General features: G+C 46.8%; 30 protein-coding genes. 12 read left to right on the forward strand and 18 right to left on the reverse strand.

The annotated features are described in order from the left end of the window. Positions 1–44: 44 nt before the first annotated feature. From AR442_RS15715 to AR442_RS15730, 4 genes are all read right to left on the reverse strand, one after another. Complete coding sequence (locus tag AR442_RS15715; RefSeq protein ID WP_021494827.1) at positions 45–902, reverse strand: Cof-type HAD-IIB family hydrolase; 858 nt, start codon at positions 900–902, stop codon at positions 45–47. Next, on the reverse strand, positions 899–1,681 hold the full coding sequence (locus AR442_RS15720; protein ID WP_003151250.1) for a transcriptional regulator GlcR: 783 nt from the start codon (positions 1,679–1,681) through the stop codon (positions 899–901). The genes AR442_RS15715 and AR442_RS15720 overlap by 4 nt, the downstream gene beginning before the upstream one ends. Positions 1,682–1,889: 208 nt before the next feature. Further along, complete coding sequence (locus AR442_RS15725; RefSeq protein WP_053285347.1) at positions 1,890–2,231, reverse strand: single-stranded DNA-binding protein; 342 nt, start codon at positions 2,229–2,231, stop codon at positions 1,890–1,892. 97 nt (positions 2,232–2,328) lie between these two features. Beyond that, a complete protein-coding gene (locus AR442_RS15730; protein ID WP_003151247.1) occupies positions 2,329–2,682 on the reverse strand; it encodes a hypothetical protein in 354 nt (117 codons plus the stop codon). Between the two features lie 172 nt (positions 2,683–2,854). On the opposite strand from AR442_RS15730, the gene AR442_RS15735 reads away from it, so the two are divergent. After that, complete coding sequence (locus tag AR442_RS15735; protein ID WP_007407558.1) at positions 2,855–3,265, forward strand: YwpF-like family protein; 411 nt, start codon at positions 2,855–2,857, stop codon at positions 3,263–3,265. A 45-nt stretch (positions 3,266–3,310) separates the two neighbouring features. Here AR442_RS15735 and mscL read toward each other — a convergent pair whose 3' ends face one another. Both mscL and fabZ read right to left on the reverse strand, forming a co-directional pair. Next, the gene (gene mscL, locus AR442_RS15740) at positions 3,311–3,706 is read right to left on the reverse strand and encodes a large conductance mechanosensitive channel protein MscL (protein ID WP_014419073.1); all 396 of its coding nucleotides are present in this window, start codon (positions 3,704–3,706) and stop codon (positions 3,311–3,313) included. Between the two features lie 55 nt (positions 3,707–3,761). After that, positions 3,762–4,187 (reverse strand): 3-hydroxyacyl-ACP dehydratase FabZ, encoded by a 426-nt coding sequence (fabZ, locus tag AR442_RS15745; RefSeq protein ID WP_003151242.1) that lies wholly within the window; start codon positions 4,185–4,187, stop codon positions 3,762–3,764. A 195-nt stretch (positions 4,188–4,382) separates the two neighbouring features. Here fabZ and AR442_RS15750 point away from each other — a divergent pair, with 195 nt between their 5' ends. After that, on the forward strand, positions 4,383–5,447 hold the full coding sequence (locus AR442_RS15750; RefSeq protein ID WP_017418759.1) for a tetratricopeptide repeat protein: 1,065 nt from the start codon (positions 4,383–4,385) through the stop codon (positions 5,445–5,447). A gap of 17 nt (positions 5,448–5,464) precedes the next feature. On the opposite strand, the gene AR442_RS15755 is transcribed toward AR442_RS15750, so the two are convergent. The 4 genes from AR442_RS15755 to spoIIID all read right to left on the reverse strand — a co-directional run bounded on the left by AR442_RS15755 (position 5,465) and on the right by spoIIID (position 8,731). Next, on the reverse strand, positions 5,465–6,286 hold the full coding sequence (locus tag AR442_RS15755; protein ID WP_014419076.1) for a flagellar hook-basal body protein: 822 nt from the start codon (positions 6,284–6,286) through the stop codon (positions 5,465–5,467). A 24-nt stretch (positions 6,287–6,310) separates the two neighbouring features. Then, positions 6,311–7,108, reverse strand: a complete 798-nt coding sequence (locus tag AR442_RS15760; protein ID WP_007614310.1) for a flagellar hook-basal body complex protein FlhO — start codon at positions 7,106–7,108, stop codon at positions 6,311–6,313. Between the two features lie 159 nt (positions 7,109–7,267). After that, positions 7,268–8,269 carry a cell shape-determining protein Mbl gene (mbl, locus tag AR442_RS15765; RefSeq protein ID WP_003151237.1) on the reverse strand — a complete coding sequence of 334 codons (1,002 nt, stop codon included), beginning with the start codon at positions 8,267–8,269 and terminating at the stop codon, positions 7,268–7,270. Between the two features lie 180 nt (positions 8,270–8,449). Beyond that, positions 8,450–8,731, reverse strand: coding sequence for a sporulation transcriptional regulator SpoIIID (spoIIID, locus tag AR442_RS15770; protein WP_003151236.1), 282 nt, complete (start codon positions 8,729–8,731; stop codon positions 8,450–8,452). A gap of 331 nt (positions 8,732–9,062) precedes the next feature. Here spoIIID and AR442_RS15775 point away from each other — a divergent pair, with 331 nt between their 5' ends. Then, a complete protein-coding gene (locus AR442_RS15775; protein ID WP_007407562.1) occupies positions 9,063–9,476 on the forward strand; it encodes a MarR family winged helix-turn-helix transcriptional regulator in 414 nt (137 codons plus the stop codon). 24 nt (positions 9,477–9,500) lie between these two features. Next, the gene (locus tag AR442_RS15780) at positions 9,501–10,697 is read left to right on the forward strand and encodes an MFS transporter (protein ID WP_014419077.1); all 1,197 of its coding nucleotides are present in this window, start codon (positions 9,501–9,503) and stop codon (positions 10,695–10,697) included. A gap of 35 nt (positions 10,698–10,732) precedes the next feature. Here the strand turns inward: AR442_RS15780 and AR442_RS15785 are convergent, their stop codons facing one another. The 3 genes from AR442_RS15785 to AR442_RS15795 all read right to left on the reverse strand — a co-directional run bounded on the left by AR442_RS15785 (position 10,733) and on the right by AR442_RS15795 (position 14,277). Beyond that, positions 10,733–12,187 (reverse strand): NCS1 family nucleobase:cation symporter-1, encoded by a 1,455-nt coding sequence (locus tag AR442_RS15785; RefSeq protein WP_021494824.1) that lies wholly within the window; start codon positions 12,185–12,187, stop codon positions 10,733–10,735. Between the two features lie 162 nt (positions 12,188–12,349). Then, positions 12,350–13,714, reverse strand: a complete 1,365-nt coding sequence (locus tag AR442_RS15790; RefSeq protein ID WP_003151229.1) for an MFS transporter — start codon at positions 13,712–13,714, stop codon at positions 12,350–12,352. After that, the gene (locus tag AR442_RS15795; protein WP_012118644.1) at positions 13,711–14,277 is read right to left on the reverse strand and encodes an isochorismatase family protein; all 567 of its coding nucleotides are present in this window, start codon (positions 14,275–14,277) and stop codon (positions 13,711–13,713) included. Before AR442_RS15795 ends, AR442_RS15790 begins: the two co-directional genes overlap by 4 nt. Before the next feature lie 252 nt (positions 14,278–14,529). Here AR442_RS15795 and AR442_RS15800 point away from each other — a divergent pair, with 252 nt between their 5' ends. Together AR442_RS15800 and AR442_RS15805 are read left to right on the forward strand one after the other, a co-directional pair. Continuing rightward, on the forward strand, positions 14,530–15,741 hold the full coding sequence (locus tag AR442_RS15800) for an ammonium transporter (protein ID WP_003151223.1): 1,212 nt from the start codon (positions 14,530–14,532) through the stop codon (positions 15,739–15,741). 17 nt (positions 15,742–15,758) lie between these two features. Beyond that, positions 15,759–16,109 (forward strand): P-II family nitrogen regulator, encoded by a 351-nt coding sequence (locus AR442_RS15805; protein ID WP_014419080.1) that lies wholly within the window; start codon positions 15,759–15,761, stop codon positions 16,107–16,109. A gap of 46 nt (positions 16,110–16,155) precedes the next feature. On the opposite strand, the gene ftsW is transcribed toward AR442_RS15805, so the two are convergent. Continuing rightward, positions 16,156–17,310, reverse strand: a complete 1,155-nt coding sequence (gene ftsW, locus AR442_RS15810) for a putative lipid II flippase FtsW (RefSeq protein WP_014419081.1) — start codon at positions 17,308–17,310, stop codon at positions 16,156–16,158. Between the two features lie 164 nt (positions 17,311–17,474). On the opposite strand from ftsW, the gene AR442_RS15815 reads away from it, so the two are divergent. Next, complete coding sequence (locus tag AR442_RS15815) at positions 17,475–18,050, forward strand: undecaprenyl-diphosphatase (protein WP_007407569.1); 576 nt, start codon at positions 17,475–17,477, stop codon at positions 18,048–18,050. 17 nt (positions 18,051–18,067) lie between these two features. On the opposite strand, the gene AR442_RS15820 is transcribed toward AR442_RS15815, so the two are convergent. After that, entirely contained in the window at positions 18,068–18,490 is a 423-nt protein-coding gene (locus AR442_RS15820) for a VanZ family protein (RefSeq protein ID WP_014419083.1), read from the reverse strand. Positions 18,491–18,581: 91 nt separating this feature from the next. Further along, the gene (gene spoIIQ / locus AR442_RS15825) at positions 18,582–19,451 is read right to left on the reverse strand and encodes a stage II sporulation protein SpoIIQ (protein ID WP_014419084.1); all 870 of its coding nucleotides are present in this window, start codon (positions 19,449–19,451) and stop codon (positions 18,582–18,584) included. A gap of 138 nt (positions 19,452–19,589) precedes the next feature. On the opposite strand from spoIIQ, the gene AR442_RS15830 reads away from it, so the two are divergent. After that, entirely contained in the window at positions 19,590–20,081 is a 492-nt protein-coding gene (locus AR442_RS15830; protein ID WP_087920810.1) for a GNAT family N-acetyltransferase, read from the forward strand. Then, positions 20,078–20,527 carry a DUF5362 family protein gene (locus AR442_RS15835; protein WP_007407573.1) on the forward strand — a complete coding sequence of 150 codons (450 nt, stop codon included), beginning with the start codon at positions 20,078–20,080 and terminating at the stop codon, positions 20,525–20,527. The genes AR442_RS15830 and AR442_RS15835 overlap by 4 nt, the downstream gene beginning before the upstream one ends. A 31-nt stretch (positions 20,528–20,558) precedes the next feature. Here AR442_RS15835 and AR442_RS15840 read toward each other — a convergent pair whose 3' ends face one another. Next, complete coding sequence (locus AR442_RS15840) at positions 20,559–20,996, reverse strand: DUF5392 family protein (protein ID WP_014419085.1); 438 nt, start codon at positions 20,994–20,996, stop codon at positions 20,559–20,561. 220 nt (positions 20,997–21,216) lie between these two features. On the opposite strand from AR442_RS15840, the gene cls reads away from it, so the two are divergent. The 3 genes from cls to xynA all read left to right on the forward strand — a co-directional run bounded on the left by cls (position 21,217) and on the right by xynA (position 24,272). Further along, on the forward strand, positions 21,217–22,665 hold the full coding sequence (gene cls / locus AR442_RS15845) for a cardiolipin synthase (RefSeq protein WP_007407575.1): 1,449 nt from the start codon (positions 21,217–21,219) through the stop codon (positions 22,663–22,665). A 135-nt stretch (positions 22,666–22,800) separates the two neighbouring features. Continuing rightward, entirely contained in the window at positions 22,801–23,187 is a 387-nt protein-coding gene (locus AR442_RS15850; RefSeq protein WP_014419086.1) for a DUF5362 family protein, read from the forward strand. 443 nt (positions 23,188–23,630) lie between these two features. Beyond that, on the forward strand, positions 23,631–24,272 hold the full coding sequence (gene xynA, locus AR442_RS15855; RefSeq protein ID WP_014419087.1) for an endo-1,4-beta-xylanase XynA: 642 nt from the start codon (positions 23,631–23,633) through the stop codon (positions 24,270–24,272). Positions 24,273–24,601: 329 nt separating this feature from the next. On the opposite strand, the gene AR442_RS15865 is transcribed toward xynA, so the two are convergent. Beyond that, complete coding sequence (locus AR442_RS15865) at positions 24,602–25,006, reverse strand: Rrf2 family transcriptional regulator (RefSeq protein WP_014419089.1); 405 nt, start codon at positions 25,004–25,006, stop codon at positions 24,602–24,604. Positions 25,007–25,030 lie beyond the last annotated feature (24 nt).

Here is a 25,030-nt window from a genome sequence, read left to right on the forward strand (position 1 = left end):
CCATGAATGCGTCACGCCAGTCATGAACAGTATCGCCATACCTTTCACAGTAAATTCCTGATCATATGCGCAACGCCGTTTTGATCATTTGTCAATGTAACGGCATCAGCGATCTCCTTAATATCTTCTCTCGCATTCCCCATCGCTATGCCTTTTCCGGCCGCCTGAAGCATTGAATAGTCATTTAAGCTGTCACCGACCGCGGCGGTTTCAGCCATCGGAATGCCTAGCTTTTGCGCCAGCCGTTTGAGCGCCTGCCCTTTAGAGGCGTTTCGAGACGCCAGTTCGAAGTTGTGGTCGGCAGAGCTGACAAGGGTGAGATCTTTCTGACCGCTGAATCGGTCCCAGCCCGCTTTCAGCTTCCGCTCATCAAACGAAAATCCGAGAATATTATAAAAATCCAGATGCTCTTCTTTCTCAAAGAGCTCACGGTATGAATGAATGTAAGCAAAGCCGGATTGGCTGTATTGCACTGAAGCCGCCTGTTCCAAAACGGAAAGATCGGTTTCCGGATTGGCGCTTTTCACCCGGTCCATTTCGATATCGAGCAGCTGCCTGCCGGTTTCAGGCGTATAGATGGCTTTGTTTGTAAACACCTCATAGTAATATTGATTCTCTTCAAGCCAGGACAAAATGCCGCGGGCTCTTGTTTCTGCAATCGCATCACAGTGGTACAGGCTGCCGTCAGGAGCATGAATGGCGGCTCCGTTTGCGCTGATGACCCACGTTTTTATGCCGAGCGGTTCGAATATGGAGTGCACGTCAAAATGCGCGCGTCCCGTGGAAATCACGATTTCAATTCCCGCTTGCCGGGCTTCCCTTAAAGCCCGCTCATTTTCATCGCTTACTTGATGACTGCTGTTCAGCAGTGTGCCGTCCAGATCTATGGCAATCAGTTTCACATGTCCTCATCCTCTTCTTCAGATTCAGTTACAAGCAATTCTACGCCGTGCCGGTCGAGCAGATCGCAAAAATCCTGATCAGGCAGCCGATCGGTAATCAGCAGGTCAACCTCGTGCAGGTCTGCATACTGATAAAAACTCGTACGGCCAAGCTTGGAGTGATCGCTCAGCGCAATCACCTGTTCCGCCTGTCGGATCATTTTACGCTTTACCATGCCGTCTTCTTCATGAGGTATCGTCAGGCCGTTTTCCGAGATGCCGACAACGCCGATCAGCACCTTATCGGCGTGATAATCCCCCAGTTTTTCTACGACGGAAGCCCCGTATAAAAACCGGTGTTCCTTCTGGAGCTTTCCGCCGAGCAGGTGAATATCAATTCCCTCTTTTGCGGAAAGGATATCGGCCTGATTGATCGAATTTGTAATAACAGTGCAGCCGGTGACATTTAAATGCTCCGCGCAGGCCTGCACGGTTGTCGAGGTGTCCAGGATGATCCGGTCTCCTTTATGGATCAGGGATGCGGCCAGCTTGCCGATTTTGTTTTTCTCTTCAGAAACGGTTTTCAGCCGGCCCGAATAGCCCGGAACTTCCTGATTCACCGACGGCAGAATCGCGCCGCCCCGTGTTCTGATAATGGCCCCGCGCTCTTTCAGCTTTACAAGGTCCCTTCTTGCGGTATCTCTTGAAATATGAAGCAGCGAACATATCTGTTCAGCGGTGATCCGCCGATGCTGTTTCAAATATTCCATTATCGCAATCAGTCTTTCTTCTTGATACACGTCCTCATTCCCTTTTTCGTCACTTATCTGTAAGTAATTATAAGTTTTTATCCCGATATATTCAATGTTTTTAAGTATTCATAAGCGAAATCACTTCTTTTTAACCATTTTTTAGCTCCCGCACAAAAAAACCAGTCTTTCGACTGGCAAATGGGAAGGAGGTATTGCGGGGCCCGCTGAATGGCGGGAAATCGAGGAAAAAAGCATGCTATTCAGCCAGCGGCTCTTTCCGTTTTTGATCCATAAACCGAACGGTATCAGCCATGACCTCGGTCACATAAACTTTTACGCCGTCTGTCTTTTCATAGCTTCTCGTCTGGATTCTGCCGCTTACACCGACCATTGACCCTTTTTGGCAGTACAATGCCGTGTTTTCAGCGTTTTTTCTCCAGATGGTGCAGTTGACGAAGTCGGTTCCGGTTTCACCCGACGCGCTTTTAAAATTGCGGTTTACCGCCAGCGTAATATGCGCGACGGGAATGCCCGCTGATGTAAAACGGAGCTCCGGGTCTTTCGTCAGCAGCCCGACAAGCATAACGTGGTTAAACAAGCCGTATCCTCCTCTCTTTTTCGAGGCTGGCTTCATTGTAGTACAAGGGCTCGTGAAAGCAAAAAGCGGATAAAGCCGTTATTCGTTCAGGCTGCTCTTATGTTTTCGTTTTTCTTTCTGATAAAAAAAACTTTTGTTTTTGACCGCTTATGTAATATGTATTTTTGAGCAGCCGCGAGAAAAGTTTCGTTTTGAGCCAGTCTTTCTCAAACATGCGGACAAACTTTCCGCCGTCCCATGCGAACCAGTAAAAACTCAGCTTTTTATCAGTCAGTGAAAGCTGAATTTTATACTGTTCCATGCGGTCTTTTGTTTCATATAAAAAGACGACATTTCCCCTTCTGTTAAGATGCACCTCACAATCTTCCTTTTTGCATACCAAGTAGGAATGATCGTCTTTTCGCCTTGAACCGTCTTCTATATAGATTTCCTTCAGGCGCAATTGATTCATAAGCATCTCTCCATGACCATATTCTTTTACATTATAATGAAAAAATAGAAATGATTAAATGTTGACCGCCTACAAAAATGATGAAGCATGCCTTACAGCATTTTCCCGGGAAAAATGATATGTGTTATAATAAATGAACGAAAAACATGGACAACAGGGGTGAAAATAAGAGATGAAAACCTTTAAACTGGTTGATCTGAATGTGGAACGTTTAGATAAAGACGATCAGCCGATTGAGCAGTTTCCCCTTTTAGACGGATTGATTATTAACAAAGAGGACGGAGAAAATCACTGGTTAATTGAAGCACTGGTCCCGGCCGAACACTTTTCTTTTTTTGACATGCTGATGAAAAGCCAGAAAGAAGCGAAGGTGTTTGTAACGATTACGAAAAAAAGCAACCGTCCCGCCCAGCTGACGGGAAGCATCAAAAATATCGTCGAGCTGGAAAGAAGTATACAAGTTTTAATTTACGGTCAAATGGTGTCAAGAAACCACCCCGGATCAGAAAGCATTCTGGAGTCGCTCGTGAAAGAAGGCTACTCGGGCAGCCGGCTGATTGAAGCGTTTAAACAAAAATTATAATCATGAAAAAGGCCGGACGTTAATCATCCAGCCTTTTTTTGTGCCTTAGTCATTGTGAGGAGCCCGCTGTTTCAGCAGATCTCTGATTTCAGTCAGCAGTTCTGTCTGCTGATCTGTTTCCTCGGCTTCTTCAGCCTCTTCTTCTGCTTCTTTTTTACGTCTCAGCTTGCCTATTGTGCGGATCACGATAAAAATAGAAAATGAAATAATGAAGAAGTTCACAATCGTTTGAATGAAGCTTCCGTACTTGATATGAGCCTCGCCGAATGTCACGGCCAGCCCTGAAAAGTCAAGACCGCCAAGAAGCAGGCCGACAAGCGGCATGATGATGTCTTCAACGAGCGACGTCACGATTTTGCCGAAAGCGCCGCCGATGACGACACCGATTGCCAGATCCATGATATTGCCCCGCATCGCAAAGCTTTTAAATTCTGACCACATTAGATTCACCCCTTTCTATACAAAATGGGCTTTTTATAAGCCCATTTGTTTGTTTTTATTCTCCGAGCGCAAAAGTTAATTCAGCTTCACACACGAGCTCGCCGTCAACTTTGGCAACGCCTTTGCCGCGTCCGATCGTACCGCGCGCGCGGGTAATATCAACCTCAAGCTCCAGCTTGTCACCCGGTTTTACCTGCTTTTTGAAACGGCAGTTATCAATCCCCGCAAAAAATGCAAGTCTGCCCCGGTTTTCTTCTTTAATCAGCATCGCAACCGCTCCGACCTGCGCCAAAGCCTCTACGATTAATACGCCCGGCATAACAGGGTATTCAGGAAAATGGCCGTTGAAAAAATCTTCATTCGCCGTCACATTTTTATATCCCGCCGCCCGTTTTCCTTCTTCGACTTCCGTAATTCTGTCTACCAGAAGAAACGGATAGCGATGGGGAATAATTTCTTTAATTTGCTGAGTATCAAGCATTCTCTTGACATCTCCTTCATCGACAATAGTATGTATAGAAGGTATATGTGGCAACCAATCTGTACATTTGGAAGTATATTATGAATCAATTTCTTTTTCAACCGCGCTGTAAACTGTAACCAGCTGGCAATGAGCCTCGTCCATTAATGTGTTATGATAAATAAAGATTTTTACCCTATGCAAAGAGGTTGGAAGATGATTGCTAAGTTTACTGAAAAACGTACGCGGGTGATGCTGAATGAGTGGTATGACGCCATGGGAAAACGCCAATTCGATCTAGCCCGTTCCCTTCACGAACAAATCAATCAGCATCTCCCCAAATTACAAAAGAATGCAAAGCTCAAACTCAGATATCAGCTGTTTTTCGCACGGTTTCAGCTGCTGTTTGAGAAAAAAGACGGTCTGAATAAACTGTTCTGCGAGCTGAAGCGGCGCAAAGATGAGATGGATCATGAATTAACTTATTATTTCTATTTTTTCAAAGGGTTATTCCATATGGTGAATGGCGCTCCGAACCGTGCTGTCTGCCGCTTTAAAGAAGCTGAACAGTACCTGCCGGCCATACAGGACCGTTTCGAAGCCGCTGAATTTTATTATAAAACAGCGGGTGCATATTACATGATGAAGTCGCCTGCGCTCTCCATTCAATATGTCAATAAAGCGCTGGAAATCTATCAAGATGAAGCCGGCTACATCAAAAAAACGCTCAGCTGCCGGCTGCTTCTCGCCGTGAATTATATAGACGAGGCACGCTATGAAGACGCAGAACAGCTCTTTAATGAATCCATAAAGATAACGGACCGGATCAATGACAATAACCTGCTGTGCCACGCCTATTATAATTTTGGTTTTTTAAAGACCGCCCAGAAAAAAGATAAAGAGGCCCTCCCTTTTTACAAAAAGGTATTGGGCAATCAGCGTTTCGAGAAAGAGTCTCCCGTTTCCTACCTTCATTGTGTATACGAAGCGGTCAGAGCACTTTTTAAAACCGGTTCTGCCGCCGAAGGACAAACCGTGCTGCAGAAAGGTTTATACATATCTGAAAAAGTGCAGAACAAGATTATGAAATTGAAGCTGACCGCGCTCAACATACTGTACACCGCTCAGGAGGACCCGTACGACCGATTGCAGAAGCTTGTGCTGGAGCTGCAGAAAATTGAAGCGTGGGTGGATTTGGAAGTGCTGCTTCAGGATATTACTGATTACTACAAAAAAAAGGGCGATTTTGAGAAAGCCGCATTTTTTATCATGCGCGGCTGATCAAAACGCCCCTTCTTTTATCTGACTGAGTTGATTAAGCCCAGCATTTGGTCTCCCAATGTAATCGTGCGGCTGTTCAGCTGATAGGAACGCTGAGACACGATTAAGTCGGTCATTTCTTTTGACATATCGACATTTGAACTTTCAAGCGCGCCCTGCTCCATGCCGATTGCCTGCCGGTTTGCGCCGGTAAGCTCTTCAATCGCTGAAGCCCCCGCGCCGTTTACGGAAAACAGATTATCCCCTTCCGCATGAAGCGCCTGAGGATTATTGACATTGACGATGCCGAGATTAAACGTCTGCGAACGGGTTCCCGCCTGGTCTGAAGCAGTCAGCGTTCCGGTTTTGCTGATTTTCAGCTGAGTCAGCGAACTGTCAATTTGTATGGGCTGACCGTTCTCATCGAGAATGGGATTGCCTCCCGCTGTCATCAGCTGAAGCAGCCGGTCATTTCCGCCTGCCGGCTTGAGGGAAAGTGAGCCGTCCCTTGTATACACCCGCCGTCCGTCCGCTTCTGCCTGAAGATATTGATAAGGTGATGTGAACGCGATATCAAGGTCACGGTCGGTTTTTTTGATGCTTCCCTGCCCTGAGTCCAGCTGCGGAGTCATGACCGTTCCGGCGCCGAGACGCAGGCCGGGCGGCGTTTTCCGCATGTCCGGCGAATTTTCCTTTTTGTCATCTATATGGTCATACTGCTGTCTGATCAGCTCGGAAAAGCGGGAGTCCCTCGCTTTATAGCCTGTCGTATCACTGTTTGAAAGGTTGCTGCTGACTGTATCCATCTGCTGCTGAAGCTGATTTAAGGCTGTTGAAGCCGTCAGCATTGATCTGAGCATCATAATTGAACGTCCCCCATTTTGTTACACTTTGCCGATTTCATTTGCGGCTTTATCCATGCTTTTATCGTAAGCCTGAATGACTTTCTGATTGGCTTCAAATGATCTGTATGCTTCCGTCATTTCTGTATACGTGCTCGTCACGTCCACGTTCGAAAGCTCCGAGACGCCTTGCTTTAATGAATACGAGACTTGGGGATTCGCCGCCGCGCTCGGCAGTTCAGAGCCGTCGGCCGTGCTGTATAGGTCATTGCCGTCCCGTTTCAGATTGCGCACGTCTTCTTCCATTCTGATATCAATCTGCCCCGCCGGCCGGCCGTTTGTCGTGACCGTTCCGTTTTCTGATACGGTGAATTTTTCATTGTCGACTGTAATCGGCTGTCCGTTTGTTGATAACACAAGGTTTCCGTTTATCGTAAGCTGATTGTTTTCATTTAATGAGAAAGTGCTGCTTTTTGAATAGCGGACGCCGCCCGCGGTCTGCACGGGATAAAACAGCTCGGCGTTTTCATTCGTTTCGGCATTCTTGGGAACCTGATTCTCCATCAGCGCGATATCCGTCGGCTGATCGGTCGTTTTCAGGCTTCCCTGCGTAAACAACGGTTTCAGCTCCTGCATGTATACGCCTGTGTTGACGGAGCCGATTTTCGTTTTTTTGTCGCCTTCTATTCGGCTCAGAAGCATCTCGGGAAAGGCGCGGATTGAACCTTGATCCTCTTTGTACCCTGATGTATTCGCGTTTGCGATGTTATTTGACAGCATTTCCGTTCTTCTCTGCTGTGTAATCATTGCGGACGTTGCGGTATATAATCCTTTTAACAAGTCTTCCACCTCTGAAATAGCATTATTTCCAGTTGCACCACCGGAACATTTGTTCTATAATGAAAATCAGCATTTTTTCTTATTATCGGATTTACATTCCCGTTCGTGAAGGGTTTGGCAGAAAAAAACCCCATTCTTTTTCAGAATGAGGTTTTATCATCAGCTCAGTTTGCGTTTTGGAAGCTTGTCCATGTTATCCAGCATGACGCCGGTTCCGACCGCAACACAATCCATCGGGTTCTCAGCGACAAGAACAGGCACCCTCAGCTCTTCGGCAAGAAGCTGGTCAAGCCCGTTTAACAGCGCTCCACCGCCGGTAATGATAACGCCGCGGTCGATGATGTCAGCGGACAATTCAGGCGGTGTTCTTTCAAGAACCTGCTTGGCGGCCTGCACAATGACGGCAACTGATTCACGAAGGGCTTCTTCTACTTCTTTGCTGTTTACTGTAATCGTTCTCGGCAGACCGGAAACCATGTCACGGCCGCGGATGGTGATTTCTTCATGACGTGCGTCTGGGAAAACCGTTGCGACCTTCACCTTAATATCTTCAGCGGTACGTTCACCGATCAGCAGCTTATACTCGCGTTTGATATAATTTAAGATTTCCATGTCAAACTTGTCCCCAGCCATCTTAATAGAAGAGGAGGTGACAATATCGCCCATAGAAATAACTGCGATATCTGTCGTACCGCCTCCGATGTCAACAACCATGTTACCGCTCGGCTGGAAGATTTCCATACCCGCGCCGATAGCGGCAACTTTCGGTTCTTCTTCAAGGTACACATGCTTTCCGCCGCTTTTTTCAGCTGCTTCTTTAATCGCTTTTTGCTCAACGGATGTAATATTCGTCGGGCAGCAGATCAGCATGCGCGGTTTTGAGAAAAGTCCTTTTACATTCAGCTTATTAATGAAATGTTTCAGCATGGCTTCTGTTACTTCGAAGTCTGCGATTACGCCGTCTTTCAGCGGACGGATCGCAACAATATTCCCAGGTGTACGTCCAACCATTCGTCTGGCTTCTTCACCGACAGCCAGCACTTTGCCGCTGTTTTTATCAAGTGCCACAACGGAAGGCTCATTCAGAACAATTCCTTTTCCTTTTACATGGATCAGTACATTTGCAGTACCGAGGTCAATTCCAATATCCCTTGCAAACATCTATTTATATCCTCCTTGATATCTGTTTCACAGTAAAATATCCACATTGTGCCCTAATTATATATATTATCATAATTTATCAAAAAAAAGCTGCTGAACGATATAAGTTCTTGACAAAATTTTGCGGATATTCGCGAAACCGCCCGGGAGGAGAAAAAAGGGCCCGGCAGACGTCAGGCGCTACGGCTGCTGAACGGGCTCCCCTTCAAGAATTTCATCCTTCTTGTACTTTAATTTCGTCGCCTCTCCCCCTCTTAAATGTCTGATGGATTTATGATAATCGAGTATTTCTTTTACTTCATTCGCCAAGTCAGGATTAATTTCAGGCAGGCGCTCTGTCAGATCTTTGTGTACGGTACTTTTGGAAACACCAAACTCTTTCGCAATGACACGAACGGTTTTTTTCGTCTCCACGATATACTTACCAATCTTGATTGTTCGCTCTTTGATGTAATCGTGCACACCACTCGACCTCCCCAGTTGGATGTGAGAAGTGTGAAATGAGATCCGTATTCTGTAACAAATTCACTGATGATGCAGCTTCTTCGTTGTCCGATTATATAAGAAGGTTTTAGAAATATGCCCACGATCCCTCACCTCAAACACTCTCTTTGATAGGTTTGTAACAGTGTATTAGCAATGAATTGGGAATATGCTAAAAACTCAATAAGGACAAGGGGCGGGTCATAATTTTCTGCTTTTTGAACGGGGGGTTTACATCCGCGCGATCCTGCTGTAGAATGAAACAGCACAATTAGTTACTTAGGTAAGTTTTTTGAAAAGGAGAACGGAAATGATCCACGTCAACAGACGCCTCATTCATCAAATCAATCAATGCGCCCGCCTGATTACGAAGAAAGCCAATGAACGGCTGGAACCATTCGGCCTGTACTCCTCTCAATGGTCAATCCTATATTGCTTAAAAACGATCGGACCGATGACCCAAAAAGAAATCTGGTCCTATCTGAACGTAGAGGCGCCGACCGTTACCAGAACGATCAAACGCCTTGAAGAAAACGGCTGGATTCAGCGGGAACAGGGAGAAGACAAGCGGGAAAAGCTCGTCGTCCTGACGAAGGAAGCTGAATTGAAATACGACAGCATCAATCAAGAGATGCTGAAGTTCGAGGAAGACATGCTTGCGGATTTCCAAGATGGAGATAAGGAAGCTTTTTCTGAGTTTCTGAATGTGTTTTTAACGAAATAAAAAAGAAAGGGAAGTGCTGTACTTTTGAGTAAATCTGACTCGATCTGGACCAAAGATTTTATTATGGTCGTACTCGTGAATTTATTTGTCTTTGTGTTCTTTTATACATTTTTGGCCGTGCTGCCTATCTATATGATTCAGGAGCTTGGCGGCAGTGAATCGCAAGGAGGGCTTTTGATCAGCCTGTTCCTGTTATCTGCTATTATCACCCGTCCTTTTTCAGGGGCGATTATTGAACGGTTCGGCAAGAAAAGAATGACGATTGTATCTCTGGCGCTGTTCGCCCTATCTTCTTATCTGTATTTGCCGATACACAATTTCTATCTGCTGCTCGGACTGCGTTTTTTCCAAGGCATCTGGTTCAGCATTTTAACGACGGTCACGGGCGCAATTGCCGCTGACATTATTCCCGCCAAGCGGCGCGGCGAGGGGCTCGGTTATTTCGCGATGTCTATGAACCTTGCCATGGCGATCGGTCCGTTTCTCGGGCTGAGCCTTGTGAAAGTCATTTCGTTCCCGGTTTTCTTTACGATTTTTGCCGTATTTGTTTCTTTAGGCTTGCTGATTGCTTTTATGATTCGTGTGCCGGATCAAAACAACAGCGGAACGACAGTCTTCCGTTTTTCTTTCTCCGACATGTTTGAAAAAGGCGCGCTTAAAATCGCGATTGTCGGGTTGTCCATTTCTTTCTGTTATTCAAGTGTGACTTCATATTTATCCGTTTATGCAAAGACGATCCACCTGTTGGATGTCAGCGGCTATTTCTTCGTCTGTTTCGCAGTGACGATGATGGCCGCCCGTCCTTTCACAGGAAAGCTGTTTGACAGAGTGGGGCCGGGAATCGTCATCTATCCGTCGATTATCGTGTTCTCCGCGGGGCTTTGCATGCTGGCGATGACAAACAGCGCCCTCATGCTTCTCTTGTCCGGTGCCGTAATCGGCCTCGGATACGGCTCTATCGTACCTTGTATGCAGACGCTGGCGATTCAGAACTCGCCCGGACACCGTTCAGGCTTTGCGACGGCTACCTTCTTCACTTTCTTTGACAGCGGGATTGCCGGCGGGTCATATGTATTCGGCCTCTTCGTCGCTTCCGCCGGATTCCATTCGATTTATCTGGCAGCGGGGCTGTTCGTCCTGATTGCATTGCTCCTGTATGGCTGGAGCCAGAAAAAAAGAACGCCGCTTGAAGCGGACGGAAACGTTTCAATCGCAGACTGATATGACAAAAAGCCGGGGGCAGCCCCCGGCTTTTTTTATTCGGCCGCTCTTTCCCGCACGATTCGTCCCTCCGCTTTTGCATAAGGAGGATGAATATACATAAGCGCCGTATAACCGAGACACGACAAAATGACACCCGCAAACCAGGAAATATCATAGATGCCGGCGAACGCCGGGACGTACATCCCGATTAAAGAAATAAACGCGCCGAGAAAAGTCGCGGCAAAGGCCCGGTAATTATAGCCTTTGTAATAAGTGTATTGTCCGGTTTCCGAATAAAGGTCTTCAACTGAGAGCTGCCTTTTTCTGATGATAAAATAATCAGCCATCATCACCCCGGCCACCGGTCCGAGCATCCCGCCGATGAGTCCGAGAAACGCATAAACATTCGTGGCGCTCTCCATCAGCTTCCACGGTATTGTGAACAGAGCCAAAACGGCGGTCAAATACCCTCCCCTCCTGAATGTAATATACTTCGGCAGGACATTCGCCAAGTCATAGGCCGGTGACACGATGTTTGCCGCCACATTAACCGAGACGGCGGCGATGCAAAGTGTGATGACCGAAAGAGCGATAACGAAAGGATTATCAAACCGGGCCAAAATCTCCACCACATCCCAAATCGGTTCTCCGAATGCTACCTGTGATCCGGATGTCACTGTAATGCTCGCAAACGCAAACAGCGCAAACGTTCCCGGCAGGCCGTAAAACTGGCCGCGAATCTGTTCTTTTTGCGACGCGGCGAACCGGGTGAAGTCAGGGATATTCAGAATCAGCGTCGCCCATATTCCGATAATACCCGTCACTCCGGCGGCAAACGGCCAAAACGTTTCAGAAAATGTATGGAACTTTCCAGGCTGTGAGTAAATCGGTCCGAGCCCGCCGGCAATATCTATCGCCCACCAGACCATGCCGCCGAAGACGAGATAAACAAGCGGACCCGCCCACACTTCAAATTTTTTGATTGATTCCATGCCGTGCCGCAGCACAAGCAGATGAATGCCCCAAAAGAAAATGAACGACAGAAAACCCGGCAGATGAAGCCCGAATATATTCCAATCTCCGCCGAGGCTCCCCCAGCCCGGCCATATATTCAAAAGCAGAATGTGCAAAGCCGTGCTTCCGGCAAATGTTTGAATTCCGAGCCACATGATGGCTGTAAACGCCCTGAGAAGCGCCGGAATGTTAGCCCCGTATATTCCGTAAGAAGCCCTGATAATGACCGGAAAAGGCAGTCCGTATTTCGTTCCGGCATGGCCGTTCAAGGCCAAAGCGGCGAACAAAATGAGTGACGCCGTCACGATAATGGCGAGCACCTGCCACGGAGAAAGACCGATCGCAATGAGCCCGCCCACAGTCGCATAGGTCGGGATATTATGAATACAGCCCATCCAGATGGATGCAAAATTCACCGCTTTCCATGTCCGTTCGCCGTCTTCTAAAGGCAGTAAATCTTTGTTGCTTAGCCGATCACTCGTTGTTTTTGTCATTTTCTCCCTCCCGCATGTACGTTTTCCTTACATCACATGTGAAAAAATATAACTGAAAATTCCGTAAATAACATTGGTCGCTGTCGACAATAATCGTTTTAATTTTTGAGCACATTACACAAAAAAGAGACGGGGAGAGCCCGTCTCTTTTTGTTGCGCCTGTTAAGAGGCTTTTTTGAGGAGAACCGAAAACCGGAATGCCATCAAAAGGCTTACAGCGCCGACAACGATAAGAATCGTGCCGAGCATATGAAAATGGCCGGCGGTAATTTCTTTTCCGAAAAGAATGCCCAAAATGACAGAAGACAAAATCGAACCGAGATACCGGCAGGTCTGAAACAGGCCGGACGTTGTTCCGACCATGTCGGCGGGGCTCGTTTTCAGCATGGCCGCCTGGAACGTGACATTTCCGAAGCCGTAGCCGACACCCAGCACGGACAGGATCAGCCCTTTTCCTATCATAGGCGCCTGAAGAAAGAAAAACGTTAACAGCACCGCACCGATCGCGGTCAGGCAGGTTCCGGCAACAATCGGCTGAAGAAGCCCTTTCTTATCTATCCATTTTCCGGTCAGAGGCGACACCAGAATACTCATGCCCGACATAAACAGCATAATCAATCCGCTTGTCTGAACGGACAAATGCATTTCATCCTGAAAATAGCTCGGAAGCCCGAAAAAGATGCAGTAAAAGAATATATTCAGCAAAATAAATTGAATATACACCGACGATAGTTTCCGATGCGTTTTAAACAGCCTGACATCAATAAACGGCTTCTCTGTTTTCAGCTCGCGCCAGATAAACAGCCCGACAAACAAAAGCCCGAATACGCCTTCTGTATAGTGAGGCTTCGTACTGAAGGACAATAAAAACGACAGGAGAAGGATAATCGCCCCGGCAAACAGAAGTATCCCGATCGTATCAAGCTGGCGAAGCACGCCTTTCAAGCCGCCGATCTCGCGTTTTTCATCTTTCGGAAACATATACATTCCGAGAAAAAAGCTGAGAATGATAAACGGCAGATTGACGAAAAAGATTGCCGGCCACCCTCCCCAAACGATCAGAAAACCGCCGAGAGTCGGACCGAGCGCCGTCATGGCTGATGCAAAGATTGACAGGACGGCCAGCGCCGAAGCCTGCTTCTCCTGTATATTTGAACGGATCAATCCGACGCCGGACGGATATATCGCGCTGCTTCCAATCGATTGAAAAAGCCGCATGATCAGCAAAGTCATAAAAGTCGGCGCAAACGGCGCGCCGACCGCCGAGACGGCAACAAGCAGAAGCCCGATCAAAAACAGCTTCTTCCTGCCGAGCATATCACCGAGCTTCCCGGTAACAGGCTGCGCCACCGCACTGGCAAGATAAAAGGACGATATCAGCCAGGACACCGTTGTAAACGACAGGTGAAATTCATGCTGAATACTGTGAAGCGCAAGAGAAATCATCGACGAGTTCAATGGGTTCAGCATCGTCCCCGAAGCCACGGCCGTCAAGAACAGGACGCGGCTTTTTTTGGAGATTGTCATTTTGTCTGTGCGATAAATTCTTCCGTCGTCCGGCTTCTGCCGATTTTCGGGAAGATAAACTTGAGTGTCGCTTCGTGCTGTTCATCGCTGAATGTCGCCATCGCGTCAGTTACGAAAACTTGCTGATACCCGAGCTGAAAAGCTTCCCGCGCCGTGCTTTCCACACCGATGTTTGTCGCAATCCCGCATAACACGATCGTGTCGATTCCCCGTCTTCTGAGCTGAAGATCCAGGTCCGTGCCGAAAAACGCGCCCCACTGCCGTTTTGTTACCGTATAATCGTTTTCTTTCACTCCGATGTCAGGCACAAATTCAGCCCAATCCGCCGGCGGAGCCGAATGGCCCGCCGCCTCTTCATCCGTCAGCGGCTTCAGCGCATCCGCTCCGTCATGAAAATCCACGTTCACAAAGCTGATAAATCCGCCTTTTTCCCGGAACACATCAATTAATTTTTTCGCGTTCGGCACAACGGTACCGCTTTTATCAATCGGCACAATGCCTTTTTGTAAATCAATAAGAACCAAAGCCGTTTTTTCAAATTGCAGATTTAATGATGTTGTCATAATGATTCCTCCTGATGCAGTTAGTGTTTCTCACCCCGTTTATTTTACTCTTTCCCGGACAGGATTTCTTCCGCCGTGCTCCGGCGCTATTTTTATGGATATAAAGTCGCACGACACCCATTTGAAAAAGCAACATTATGAACGCAAAAAACCATGTTAGATAACCTTACATGAAAATGTTTTATCGTTCTTTTTTCTCTATAATAATGAATTAATCACAATTACATTCTGAATGAGACGGAGGAATACAACATGCAGATGGGCGATACAGTATTTATGTTCTTTTGCGCTTTACTCGTGTGGCTGATGACCCCCGGGCTGGCTTTGTTTTACGGCGGAATGGTAAAAAGCAAAAACGTGCTCAGCACGGCGATGCATAGTTTTTCTTCTCTCGCCATCGTATCCGTCGTTTGGGTTTTGTACGGATATTCACTTGCTTTTGCCCCCGGCAATACATGGCTTGGCGGGATTGAATGGGCCGGGCTGAAGGGGGTCGGCTTTGAACCCGGAAGTTACAGTGATACGATCCCGCATTCCTTGTTCATGATGTTCCAAATGACGTTTGCCGTACTGACGACGGCCATTATTTCAGGAGCATTTGCTGAACGCATGAGATTCAGTGCTTTTCTTGTATTTTCCTTTTTGTGGGCTTCCCTCGTATATACCCCCGTTGCGCACTGGGTATGGGGCGGCGGCTGGATCGGCCAAATGGGCGCTCTTGACTTCGCAGGCGGAAACGTCGTCCACATTTCTTCCGGAGTCGCCGGGCTTGTGCTGGCGATTGTGCTCGGGAAACGCAAAGACGGCACGGCGGCTTCCCCTCACAACTTAATTTACACGTTCTTGGGCGGAGCGCTCATCTGGTTCGGATGGTTCGGCTTCAATGTCGGCAGCGCCCTGACGCTTGACAGTATCGCGATGTTTGCTTTCATTAACACAAACACCGCGGCTGCAGCCGGAATTATCGGCTGGATTTTAATCGAATGGATGCTGAACAAAAAACCGACCATGCTGGGTGCTGTATCAGGCGCTATCGCCGGGCTTGTCGCCATTACGCCGGCTGCCGGGTTCGTTACGCCGTTCTCTTCCATCGTAATCGGTTTCATCGGCGGGCTTGTCTGCTTTTGGGGCGTTTATTGGCTCAAAAAGACTTTCGGTTATGATGATGCGCTTGACGCTTTCGGGCTGCATGGAATCGGCGGGACATGGGGCGGCATTGCGACCGGTTTATTCGCCACCACTTCCGTCAATGACGGCGGGGCAAACGGGCTGTTTTACGGCGATCCGGGACTGCTCTGGAAGCAGATTGCGGCCATTGCGGCAACCTATGTATTTGTATTTATTGTCACTTTCGTTATCATTAAAATTGTAGGTCTGTTCATTCCCCTGCGCGCCAGTGAAGAAGAAGAGTCACTCGGGCTTGATTTAACGATGCACGGGGAAAAAGCATATCAGGACTTATAAAGTGAGGAGTGGCTTAGATGAGCGGTCAAATGTTCAAGGTAGAAATCGTTACGCGTCCGGCTAAGTTTGAAACATTGAAACAGGAACTCGGTAAAATCGGAGTCACATCGCTGACCTTCTCCAACGTACACGGCTGCGGCCTTCAAAAAGCCCACACCGAACTGTACCGCGGAGTCAAAATTGAAAGCAATGTATATGAACGGCTGAAAGTGGAAATCGTTGTCAGCAAGGTCCCCGTTGATCAAGTGGTGGAAACGGCGAAAAAAGTGCTGAAAACGGGAGAGCCCGGCGACGGCAAAATATTCGTCTATGAAATCGGAAACACGATTAATATCCGCACCGGAGAAGAAGGACCAGAAGCTTTATAAACAGACAGAACGCCCGGAAATGTCCCGGGCGTTTTTTCTGGCTTCATTAAAAAGAAGAAACCTTTTTTTCATGCGGGACAGGCCGCTTATGCCGTACGGGTTGTTTTTTCGCATATGTACTGATATTGACCAGTATGCCGCACAAAAACAGCGTCATAATCAATGAAGAACCGCCGTAGCTGATAAACGGAAGCGGCACACCCGTAACCGGGAGGAGTCCGCTCATCGCTCCCAAATTCAATACAACCTGAAACATTAATTGAAACGTAATTCCGATGGCAAGAAGCTTCCCGAACGGGTCATCAGCCCGCACGGCCGTTTTTACGCCGAGAAGCATTAACGCAAAATATAATCCCAAAACGATCAGAACACCGAATATCCCCAGCTCTTCGCTGATCACGGCCATAATGAAATCAGTATGCGCCTCAGGCAGATAGTTCATTTTTTCAACACTGTTTCCAAGCCCTCTTCCGAAAAACCCGCCTCCGGAAATAGCAAAATAGGATTGAATCAGCTGATAGCCGTCCCCGTTCGCGTCACCAAACGGATTGGTAAAGGAAACGAGGCGCTTCACACGATAGGAAGCGGAAAATGCGAGATAAACAACCCCGGACACCGCCGTCGCGCCGAGCACGAACAGATGGCGCTTTTTCAAGCCGGCACATAATAAAATCGACCCGCACGCCGCCAGGATTAAGGAAGCCGTCCCTAAATCAGGCTCCGCCAATGTCAGCAGAAAAGCGGTCCCCAAAATCACTAAAGGCGGCAGAACCCCTTTCACAAATTGATGAATGTACGGCTGCTTTTTCGTATAAATCGAAGCGAAATACAAAATCATCGCGATCTTCGCCAATTCAGACGGCTGTACGACAACCGGGCCCGCTCCCAGCCACCTGCGGGAAAAATTCCGCTCCAGCCCGATTCCCGGTATCAATACGAGCAGCAGCAATACCAGCGAACCGACCACAAACAGCGGTACAAGCCGCGCATACCGCTTATACGGCAGACAGGCGGCAAATAGAAATAAGCATAATCCGATCAGTAAAGAGGTACTTTGTTTATGGAAGAAATAGGATGGATCTCCGTACCGCTGAGACCCCATCACATCACTGGCGCTGTACACCATTAACAAGCCGAATCCGCAAAGCAGCATAATGACAAACACAAGCGGCAGATCGGCGTTTTTCAAACGTTTCAGCAACGGACAAAACTCCTTCGGCTATTCTTTTCCCGCATACTTGACGCACAGTAATACAGTCACGTTTCATTCTGTTTACTTTTTTATGATTATTTTTAATACCAATTGTGTCTCATAGAAAAAAGCATTACACTGTTCATATAAAATAAAGATAAAAGGTGATATTTGTGAATTACGAACTATTTAAAGCGATCAATGGTTTGTCGCACCATAGTGCCATTCTCGACTCTATCATGGTATTTATTACGGAATACGCCATTTACGCCTACGCCCTTTTCCTGCTTGCCATGTGGCTGTTCGGAAGCACAAAAGGCAGACAAAACGCCCTGTACGCGGGCTTCACGGGTGTTGCGGCGCTTATCGTCAACTACCTCATCACGAAAGTCTATGTCGAGCCGCGCCCCTTTGTCGAGCATACGGTTCATACGCTGATCCCTCATGCCGCGGATGCTTCATTTCCGAGTGACCATACGACAGGCGCTTTGGCGATTTCAATTGCGATTCTGTTCCGCAACAAAAAACTCGGCTGGCCGCTTGTGATTTTCGGCCTTTTGACCGGCTTCTCAAGAATTTGGGTCGGCCACCATTATCCGATCGATGTGCTCGGAAGCATTATCGTTTCCCTCATTGTCGGATTCCTGCTGTTCAGATTTTCAAATGTGCTTCGTCCGATTGTCGATCTGATCGTGCGAATCTATGAAAGTATCGTTCATAAAAGCAAATCGACAAACCATAATATATAAAAAAAAGCCGGCGTCTGTCACAGACTGCCGGTTTTTGTATGTTTGGCTGTATGCTTTTTCCTTTGTAAAGCACAGAATGCGGCAATGCCGAGACTGTCAATCAGCACATCGCGGAGGCATCCGTTTCTGCCGAAAAAGAGCTGGACGATTTCTGTCAGGAAAGCGGCGGCCAATGCATACAGCACCGCCCTCTTCATGCGCCTGCTCTCTCTGAAAAACAAATAGGCGAGCACAAAAAATGAAAACGCGTGCCCGAGCTTTTGAATCGCCGCTTCCGGTATTGCGAGCTCCGCCATATCGAACACAAAGAAACCGGACACATCCGGATGGGGCGTGAAACGGAAGGACACCGTCTGCGACACAACCATATCGTGAAAGCTTTCAGTCAAAGCAGAAACGAAAACAAAGACGAGCCACCCGGCCGCCAGACATTTATTCATTCAGCATCTCCTTCGTTTTCTACTAGTATAAAGGCACATGCGGCAATATGAAAAGCGCCTATCAGAGCTGATAGGCGCTTTGGGATCAAGATTACTTGCCCGAATCTTTCATTGAGCCGTCATCTTTACCATCTGTCTTGTCTTTTGTGCCGTCCTCTTTGTCACCCGGTTTTTCTTCGGTTTCTTTTTTAGGCGTCACATCTTTTTTCTCGGAAGACTGCTGAATTGACCCTTCCGTTTCTTCTGTCAAAGCGTTTTTCTCTTCAGCCGCCGCTTTTTCAATAGATGTTACCGGCTTGTCCATAAAATTGAGCGGGTTCATCGCTACGCCGTCCTTGCGGATTTCAAAGTGCACGTGATTTCCGCTTTCTTCACTGTAAAGGTTTTTTCCGGATTTACCGATGACCTGGTTCTGCTTTACTTTGTCGCCCTGATCGACGCTGACTTCAGATAAAGACTGATAGACAGTAGACAGGCCGTCTGAGTGTTCAATTTCAACCACATATCCCAGTACCGGGTCTTTAGCAGCTTTAACAACCGTACCGCTCAGAGAAGCAGAAACATCAAATGATTTTCCGTCTTTCTCAGCTAAGTCAATTCCTTTACTGAGGCTGTACGTGTTATTATAGTTAACAAGTGCTGCTTCTTTCTCTTTTTTTGCGGCATCAGTTTCATAAAACTTTTTCACAACAGAAACATTTTCAGAATGAGCAGCCGGCATTGCGACGTTTTCCATTGACTTGCCTACTTCGACGGCATCATCTTTGCCGCTGTCATACGCGGAGTTTCCGCCGTTGTTCGTCAGATTGTCCTTCACATCATTCGAAACGGATTGATACCAAAGGACAGCTGTTAAAATGACGGCCGCACTGACTAAGTAGATTGCAGGGAATATCCAGCGTTTGCGAAAAAACCGCTGAAGTTTTTTGACTTGAGAAGTTTTCTTTTCTTCCTCTCTCATTTGTTCATCACCTCAGCAACATTCTGAACACTTTTCTGAAAATATATACACATCCATAAAAAACTTTTTTGGAAATAGTATGTGCAGATTGCACTTGATTATGTAATGAAATGTGAAGGGAGATCCCGGAATATGAATTTGACCCTGCGCAAAGCCGTATTGGAGGATTTAGATGCGGTGGTGGCCATATACAACTCGACGATTGCCTCACGGATGGTAACGGCTGATACGGAAGAAGTGACGCCCGCAGACCGGATGGATTGGTTTTTGCGGCACACGGACCGGCGTCCGCTGATGGTCGCGGAAGATGAGACCGGCAAAGTGGCGGCCTGGATCAGCTTTGAAACGTTTTACGGCCGTCCGGCCTATGACAAAACGGCGGAGATCAGCATCTATCTGCATCAGGATTGCCGCGGCAAAGGAGCAGGAAGCTTTCTGCTGAAAGAAGCCCTGGCACTCGCTCCGGCAATCGGCATCCGCAGCCTGATGGCTTTTATCTTCGGACATAATGTGCCGAGCATTAAGCTGTTTGAAAAATTCGGTTTTACCGAATGGGGCGTATTCCCGGGTATCGCCGAAATGGACGGAAAACGATATGACTTGAACATTTTAGGGAGAGAACTGTCATGATCACCATCGATAAAGACAAAGACGAAAACCAGCCGCTCAATAAAAAAGCCCGTTCCCTTGCCGACATCGCCAAATGGGGAAAGATCACTGCCGTGTTTCTGATCATCACGGGCTCTCTTTCCGCTCTGTCAGCCATTGTGACGCTGCTCGGAGCCATTCCGGGGGTTCTGCTCATCATTTCCGGCGTCATGCTGATGCGCTCGGCAAAAGCGGCGGCCGCCCTTCAGGAAGGACTAGAAGAAAACGCGGAAGAAAATATGCTTGCACATTACGCGTCATTTATCAAAATGCAGTTTTTTTACGCGGCTTCCAGTGTGGTATTGGGCATTCTCGCTTTTATTTTAGTCGTCATCTTCGCTGTCATCGGAATTATCGCTTATCACAGCACTGATACGTATGACACGCCTGATTCATATTACTATGAGAACGACCCGGTGTTTGAATGACAAAAAGAGCTGATCGCGCGTCAGCTCTTTTTTAATAAAGCATTTCTTTTTTCCGGTCTTCTTCCGTTAAAAATTCAATAAAGCTCTTCATCGCAGACGGCTCCTCGGCAATCAGCCGGGTATAGGCGCTTTTCCGTTCTTCGGACAGAATATCGCTTTTTCTGATTCTGTTCAGCATATAAAGGCGGATCGTTTTTTGCACCTGTTTCCGCTGATAGCCGGCTTCCTTAAACAATGCAAGACCCAAGGCCGCCAGGAGGGCAAAAATGCCGGCCGACACGAGAGCTCCTCTCCCGGAAGGGGCCTGAATCAAAAGCGATGCCAGATGAAACAGACTAAAAGCGGCAAGCGGGAAAGCAAGAAAACGGTAAATGATGCTTTTTTTCATCAGCGGCGCAATGGCGATTTGTATTTTCTGAATTTCTTTTTTTATGAATCCCGGCAATTGTTCCGCATGCTCCAGCTTCATGCCCTCTCCCCTTTGCTGTCATTTTTGTCTTCTTTTTCATATATGCATATTTTACCGCACCCGGAACTTTCTTTGAAAGAAAACTGCATTCATCTTTGATTCCGGCTCTTTATTCTTTCAAAATGTCAATGTTATAATTTGAAATGGGAATCAGATTGCTGCACTTGTCGGAATACTAATGGGCACAGTCTTGATAAATATGATATAGCGGGGTTGCAAAGTGAGCATTTCATTTATTTTATTCGGATTTTTTTTCGTTTTAAATATACTTTTGGCCGTCATCATGATTTTCAAAGAAAGACGCGATGCCAGCGCTTCATGGGCTTGGCTTTTGGTTCTTTTTTTTATTCCCATTTTAGGGTTTATTTTATACCTGTTATTCGGCCATAACCTGAGACGCAAGCATCTGTTCCAATGGGAGGACCGTAAAAAAATCGGGATTGAAAAGCTGCTGAAGTCTCAGCTGAAAGATCTGAAGTCGAGGCAATTCCAATTTAACAACAGAGCGACTGTGGATAATAAAGACCTCATCTATATGCTTGTCATGAACAACCACGCAGTCTTTACAGAGGATAATTCGGTGGAGATTTTGACGGACGGGCGCGATAAGTTCAAACGCTTAATGAAGGACATTTCCAACGCAAAAGATCACATTCACCTTCAATACTATATTTATAAAGGTGATGAACTGGGAAAAAAATTGCGCGATGCCTTAGTGAAAAAAGCACGGGAAGGCGTAAAAGTCAGAGTGTTATATGATGAACTCGGTTCAAGATCACTCAGAAAAAAATTCTTCAAACCGCTGCGGGACGCCGGCGGCCATGTGGAAGTCTTTTTTCCTTCCAGGCTTCGTCCGATTAATTTGCGGCTCAATTATCGGAATCACCGCAAGCTCGTCATCATTGACGGCGAAACCGGCTATGTCGGCGGCTTTAACGTCGGAGATGAATATCTCGGCCTGAATCCGAAATTCGGCTACTGGCGCGATACGCACCTCAGGCTTCAAGGCACGGCGGTACACGCCATTCAGACACGGTTTATCCTCGATTGGAACCAAGCCTCCCATCATCATACGCTCACATACGTTCCGAATCATTTTCCGGAATGCGAGCCGAAGGGCAATGTCGGGATGCAGATTGTCACGAGCGGACCGGACTCAGAATGGGAACAAATTAAAAACGGCTATATCAAGATGATCTCAACGGCCAAACGGTCGATCCTGATTCAGACGCCTTACTTTATTCCTGACTCAAGTCTTTTAGATGCCCTCAGGATCGCCTGTCTGTCAGGCATCGACGTCAAAATCATGATTCCGAACAAGCCGGATCACGCTTTCGTTTACTGGGCGACTTTATCTTACATCGGCGATCTTTTGAAAGCCGGAGCCTCAGTCTACATTTACGATAACGGCTTTATTCATGCAAAAACGATTGTCGTCGATGATGAGACGGCTTCCGTCGGTACGGCGAATATCGACGTCAGAAGCTTCAGACTTAATTTTGAAGTCAACGCCTTTATTTATGACGTCACCATCGCGAAAAAACTCATTTCCTCATTTAAAGAAGATCTGCTCGTCTCCAGAAAATATACGTATGAAGAATATCAGGAGCGTTCGCTGCGGATCCGCATTAAAGAATCGATTTCAAGACTTCTTTCGCCGATTTTGTAATTCCCGGGGTGTTTCTCGGGAATTTTCTGATACAAAAACGGACACGGCACGAAAAAACACATTTTATATTCAAAAGAATGACCGAATAGTGTATAAATGAAAAGTGAGTATTTTTTTGTAAAGGAGTGCCATAGTTTGAAACCTGAATCAGTGAATCGTTCGCTTATTTCTATTTCGAAATGGGGAAAAGCGACAGGTATTTTATTTATTATCGTGGGTGCGTTTGCGGCGCTGTCGGGCGCGTTTTTCTTTTTAATCGGAGCCATTCCCGGCGTTTTGCAGATCATTGCCGGCATTTTTCTGATGCGCTCGGCAAATGAAGCGGGACAGATGACGGAGCAGTTCAATGAACTGTCAGAGGAACATATGCTGGAGAATTATGCAAAGTTCGTGAAAATGCAGGGGATCTACCTGATTGTGACGGTCGGCTTGTCCGTTCTCGGTATCGTTCTCTTCATTGTCCTCATGACGCTCGGCATCGTGGACGGCGTGTTTAATAATATTGATGCCAATACATATTAAAAAGGAAAATCCCGGCGCATCCGCCCGGGATTTTTTCTTATTCCGCTTCTTCGGTAACGGTAAAGTTTTTCTGCTTTGGATTTTCCAATAACTCTGTCTGCAGATATTTTTTCGGACATTCCGGCTTCAGCTCAAAAAAGTTTTTTCAAATAAAACTTTTCCTCAGAGTTTCAACTGAAATCTCTCAATTGTTCGACTGTTCCTGATCAGGTTTAGAAGCAAGAATTGTGATTCTGCAAAATAAGGATAAAAGCCATGGCGGAACAAGACCACTTATAATACATTTTTTGGGTCTTTGTAATTAAATTACAATTGTTCTTAATATTCACTCATGTATTCATGCTATTATATTGAAAGGAACGATCAAAAGCGTTGGCGTTCGTTAAATATTTACGAGTGCTGCCTCATGTCAAAGTCAGAAAAAATAGTATAGGAGGTAACATATGTTTAAGTTTAAAAAGAAATTCTTAGTTGGATTAACGGCAGCTTTCATAAGTATCAGCATGTTTTCGGCAACCGCCTCTGCAGCTGGCACAGATTACTGGCAAAATTGGACTGATGGGGGCGGAACAGTCAACGCAGTCAATGGATCTGGCGGGAATTACAGTGTTAATTGGTCTAATACCGGAAATTTCGTTGTTGGTAAAGGCTGGACTACAGGCTCGCCATTTAGAACAATAAACTATAATGCCGGAGTCTGGGCGCCGAATGGCAATGGATATTTGACTTTATATGGCTGGACGAGAGCACCTCTCATCGAATATTATGTAGTGGATTCATGGGGTACTTACAGACCTACCGGAACGTATAAAGGTACTGTAAAGAGTGATGGAGGTACATATGACATATATACAACGACACGTTATAACGCACCTTCCATTGATGGCGATAACACTACTTTTACGCAGTACTGGAGTGTTCGCCAGTCGAAGAGGCCGACCGGAAGCAACGCTGCAATCACTTTCAGCAATCATGTTAACGCATGGAAGAGTCATGGAATGAATCTGGGCAGTAATTGGGCTTACCAAGTCTTAGCGACAGAAGGATATAAAAGCAGCGGAAGTTCTAATGTAACAGTGTGGTAACAGCTCATCTTTAATTAGGGGCAGCTAACGGGCTGCTGATCGTTCCTCGAGAAATTTTAAATGATTATTAAGAGGCGAACGGTTTTAGCATTGCTGGAGGCAGGATATCATTTTTTGTTTAACTTGCTCACAGCTGACACCTTCACATAAGCCTTAAGCAAAATAAAAATATCCCGGTAACCGCCTCCTTTAGTTTCGGAGGATTTTTTCATTAAACAGATCGCAATCCCGCATCCAGGCTTGTCTGAATATGGAGCCAATACCGTGATTTCCTCATTACCTCTTGTAAACATTTTTGTTACACCAATAGCGGGATGAACCATCTCTTTTTAACAAAAGAGATGATTCATTACATCATAAAGGGACTTGCTCGCAAGTTCATTCTCCATTGCCCGCTGTACGCTTCCGAACGTCTCATCGAGCGCGCGCTGCATATTTTTGCCGACCGGACAGTCGGGGTTCGGATTGTCGTGAACCGCAAAAAGCTCTTCCTTATTCTGCACAGCCCTGTAAACCTCTAAGAGGGTGATCTCCGACGGATCTTTTTTCAGGCTGGCTCCCGGAACACCCGCCCGGGATGTCAGAATACCCGCTTTTTTCAGCTGGCTGATCGTTCTCCGCACGACGACGGGATTGGTGTTTACGCTGCCCGCAATCATGTCCGATGACGCCCGTTCATCCGTTGAGATCAGCGATAGAATGTGAATGGCCACAGCAAGACGGCTGTTAATCATGTTTTTCACCACCGTTGTAACCGT

The organism is Bacillus velezensis, from assembly GCF_001461825.1.
GTDB classification, from domain to species: Bacteria; Bacillota; Bacilli; order Bacillales; family Bacillaceae; genus Bacillus; species Bacillus velezensis.

Coding starts and splice junctions, on each gene's coding strand:
- AR442_RS15730 (WP_003151247.1), bottom strand. CDS start 2,682: ATGAATCAATTGCGCCTGAAGGAAATCTATATAGAAGACGGTTCAAGG.
- AR442_RS15735 (WP_007407558.1), top strand. CDS start 2,855: ATGAAAACCTTTAAACTGGTTGATCTGAATGTGGAACGTTTAGATAAA.
- mscL (WP_014419073.1), bottom strand. CDS start 3,706: ATGTGGTCAGAATTTAAAAGCTTTGCGATGCGGGGCAATATCATGGAT.
- fabZ (WP_003151242.1), bottom strand. CDS start 4,187: ATGCTTGATACTCAGCAAATTAAAGAAATTATTCCCCATCGCTATCCG.
- AR442_RS15750 (WP_017418759.1), top strand. CDS start 4,383: ATGATTGCTAAGTTTACTGAAAAACGTACGCGGGTGATGCTGAATGAG.
- AR442_RS15755 (WP_014419076.1), bottom strand. CDS start 6,286: ATGCTCAGATCAATGCTGACGGCTTCAACAGCCTTAAATCAGCTTCAG.
- mbl (WP_003151237.1), bottom strand. CDS start 8,269: ATGTTTGCAAGGGATATTGGAATTGACCTCGGTACTGCAAATGTACTG.
- AR442_RS15775 (WP_007407562.1), top strand. CDS start 9,063: ATGATCCACGTCAACAGACGCCTCATTCATCAAATCAATCAATGCGCC.
- AR442_RS15785 (WP_021494824.1), bottom strand. CDS start 12,187: ATGACAAAAACAACGAGTGATCGGCTAAGCAACAAAGATTTACTGCCT.
- AR442_RS15790 (WP_003151229.1), bottom strand. CDS start 13,714: ATGACAATCTCCAAAAAAAGCCGCGTCCTGTTCTTGACGGCCGTGGCT.
- AR442_RS15795 (WP_012118644.1), bottom strand. CDS start 14,277: ATGACAACATCATTAAATCTGCAATTTGAAAAAACGGCTTTGGTTCTT.
- AR442_RS15800 (WP_003151223.1), top strand. CDS start 14,530: ATGCAGATGGGCGATACAGTATTTATGTTCTTTTGCGCTTTACTCGTG.
- AR442_RS15805 (WP_014419080.1), top strand. CDS start 15,759: ATGAGCGGTCAAATGTTCAAGGTAGAAATCGTTACGCGTCCGGCTAAG.
- AR442_RS15820 (WP_014419083.1), bottom strand. CDS start 18,490: ATGAATAAATGTCTGGCGGCCGGGTGGCTCGTCTTTGTTTTCGTTTCT.
- spoIIQ (WP_014419084.1), bottom strand. CDS start 19,451: ATGAGAGAGGAAGAAAAGAAAACTTCTCAAGTCAAAAAACTTCAGCGG.
- AR442_RS15835 (WP_007407573.1), top strand. CDS start 20,078: ATGATCACCATCGATAAAGACAAAGACGAAAACCAGCCGCTCAATAAA.
- AR442_RS15840 (WP_014419085.1), bottom strand. CDS start 20,996: ATGAAGCTGGAGCATGCGGAACAATTGCCGGGATTCATAAAAAAAGAA.
- xynA (WP_014419087.1), top strand. CDS start 23,631: ATGTTTAAGTTTAAAAAGAAATTCTTAGTTGGATTAACGGCAGCTTTC.
- AR442_RS15865 (WP_014419089.1), bottom strand. CDS start 25,006: ATGATTAACAGCCGTCTTGCTGTGGCCATTCACATTCTATCGCTGATC.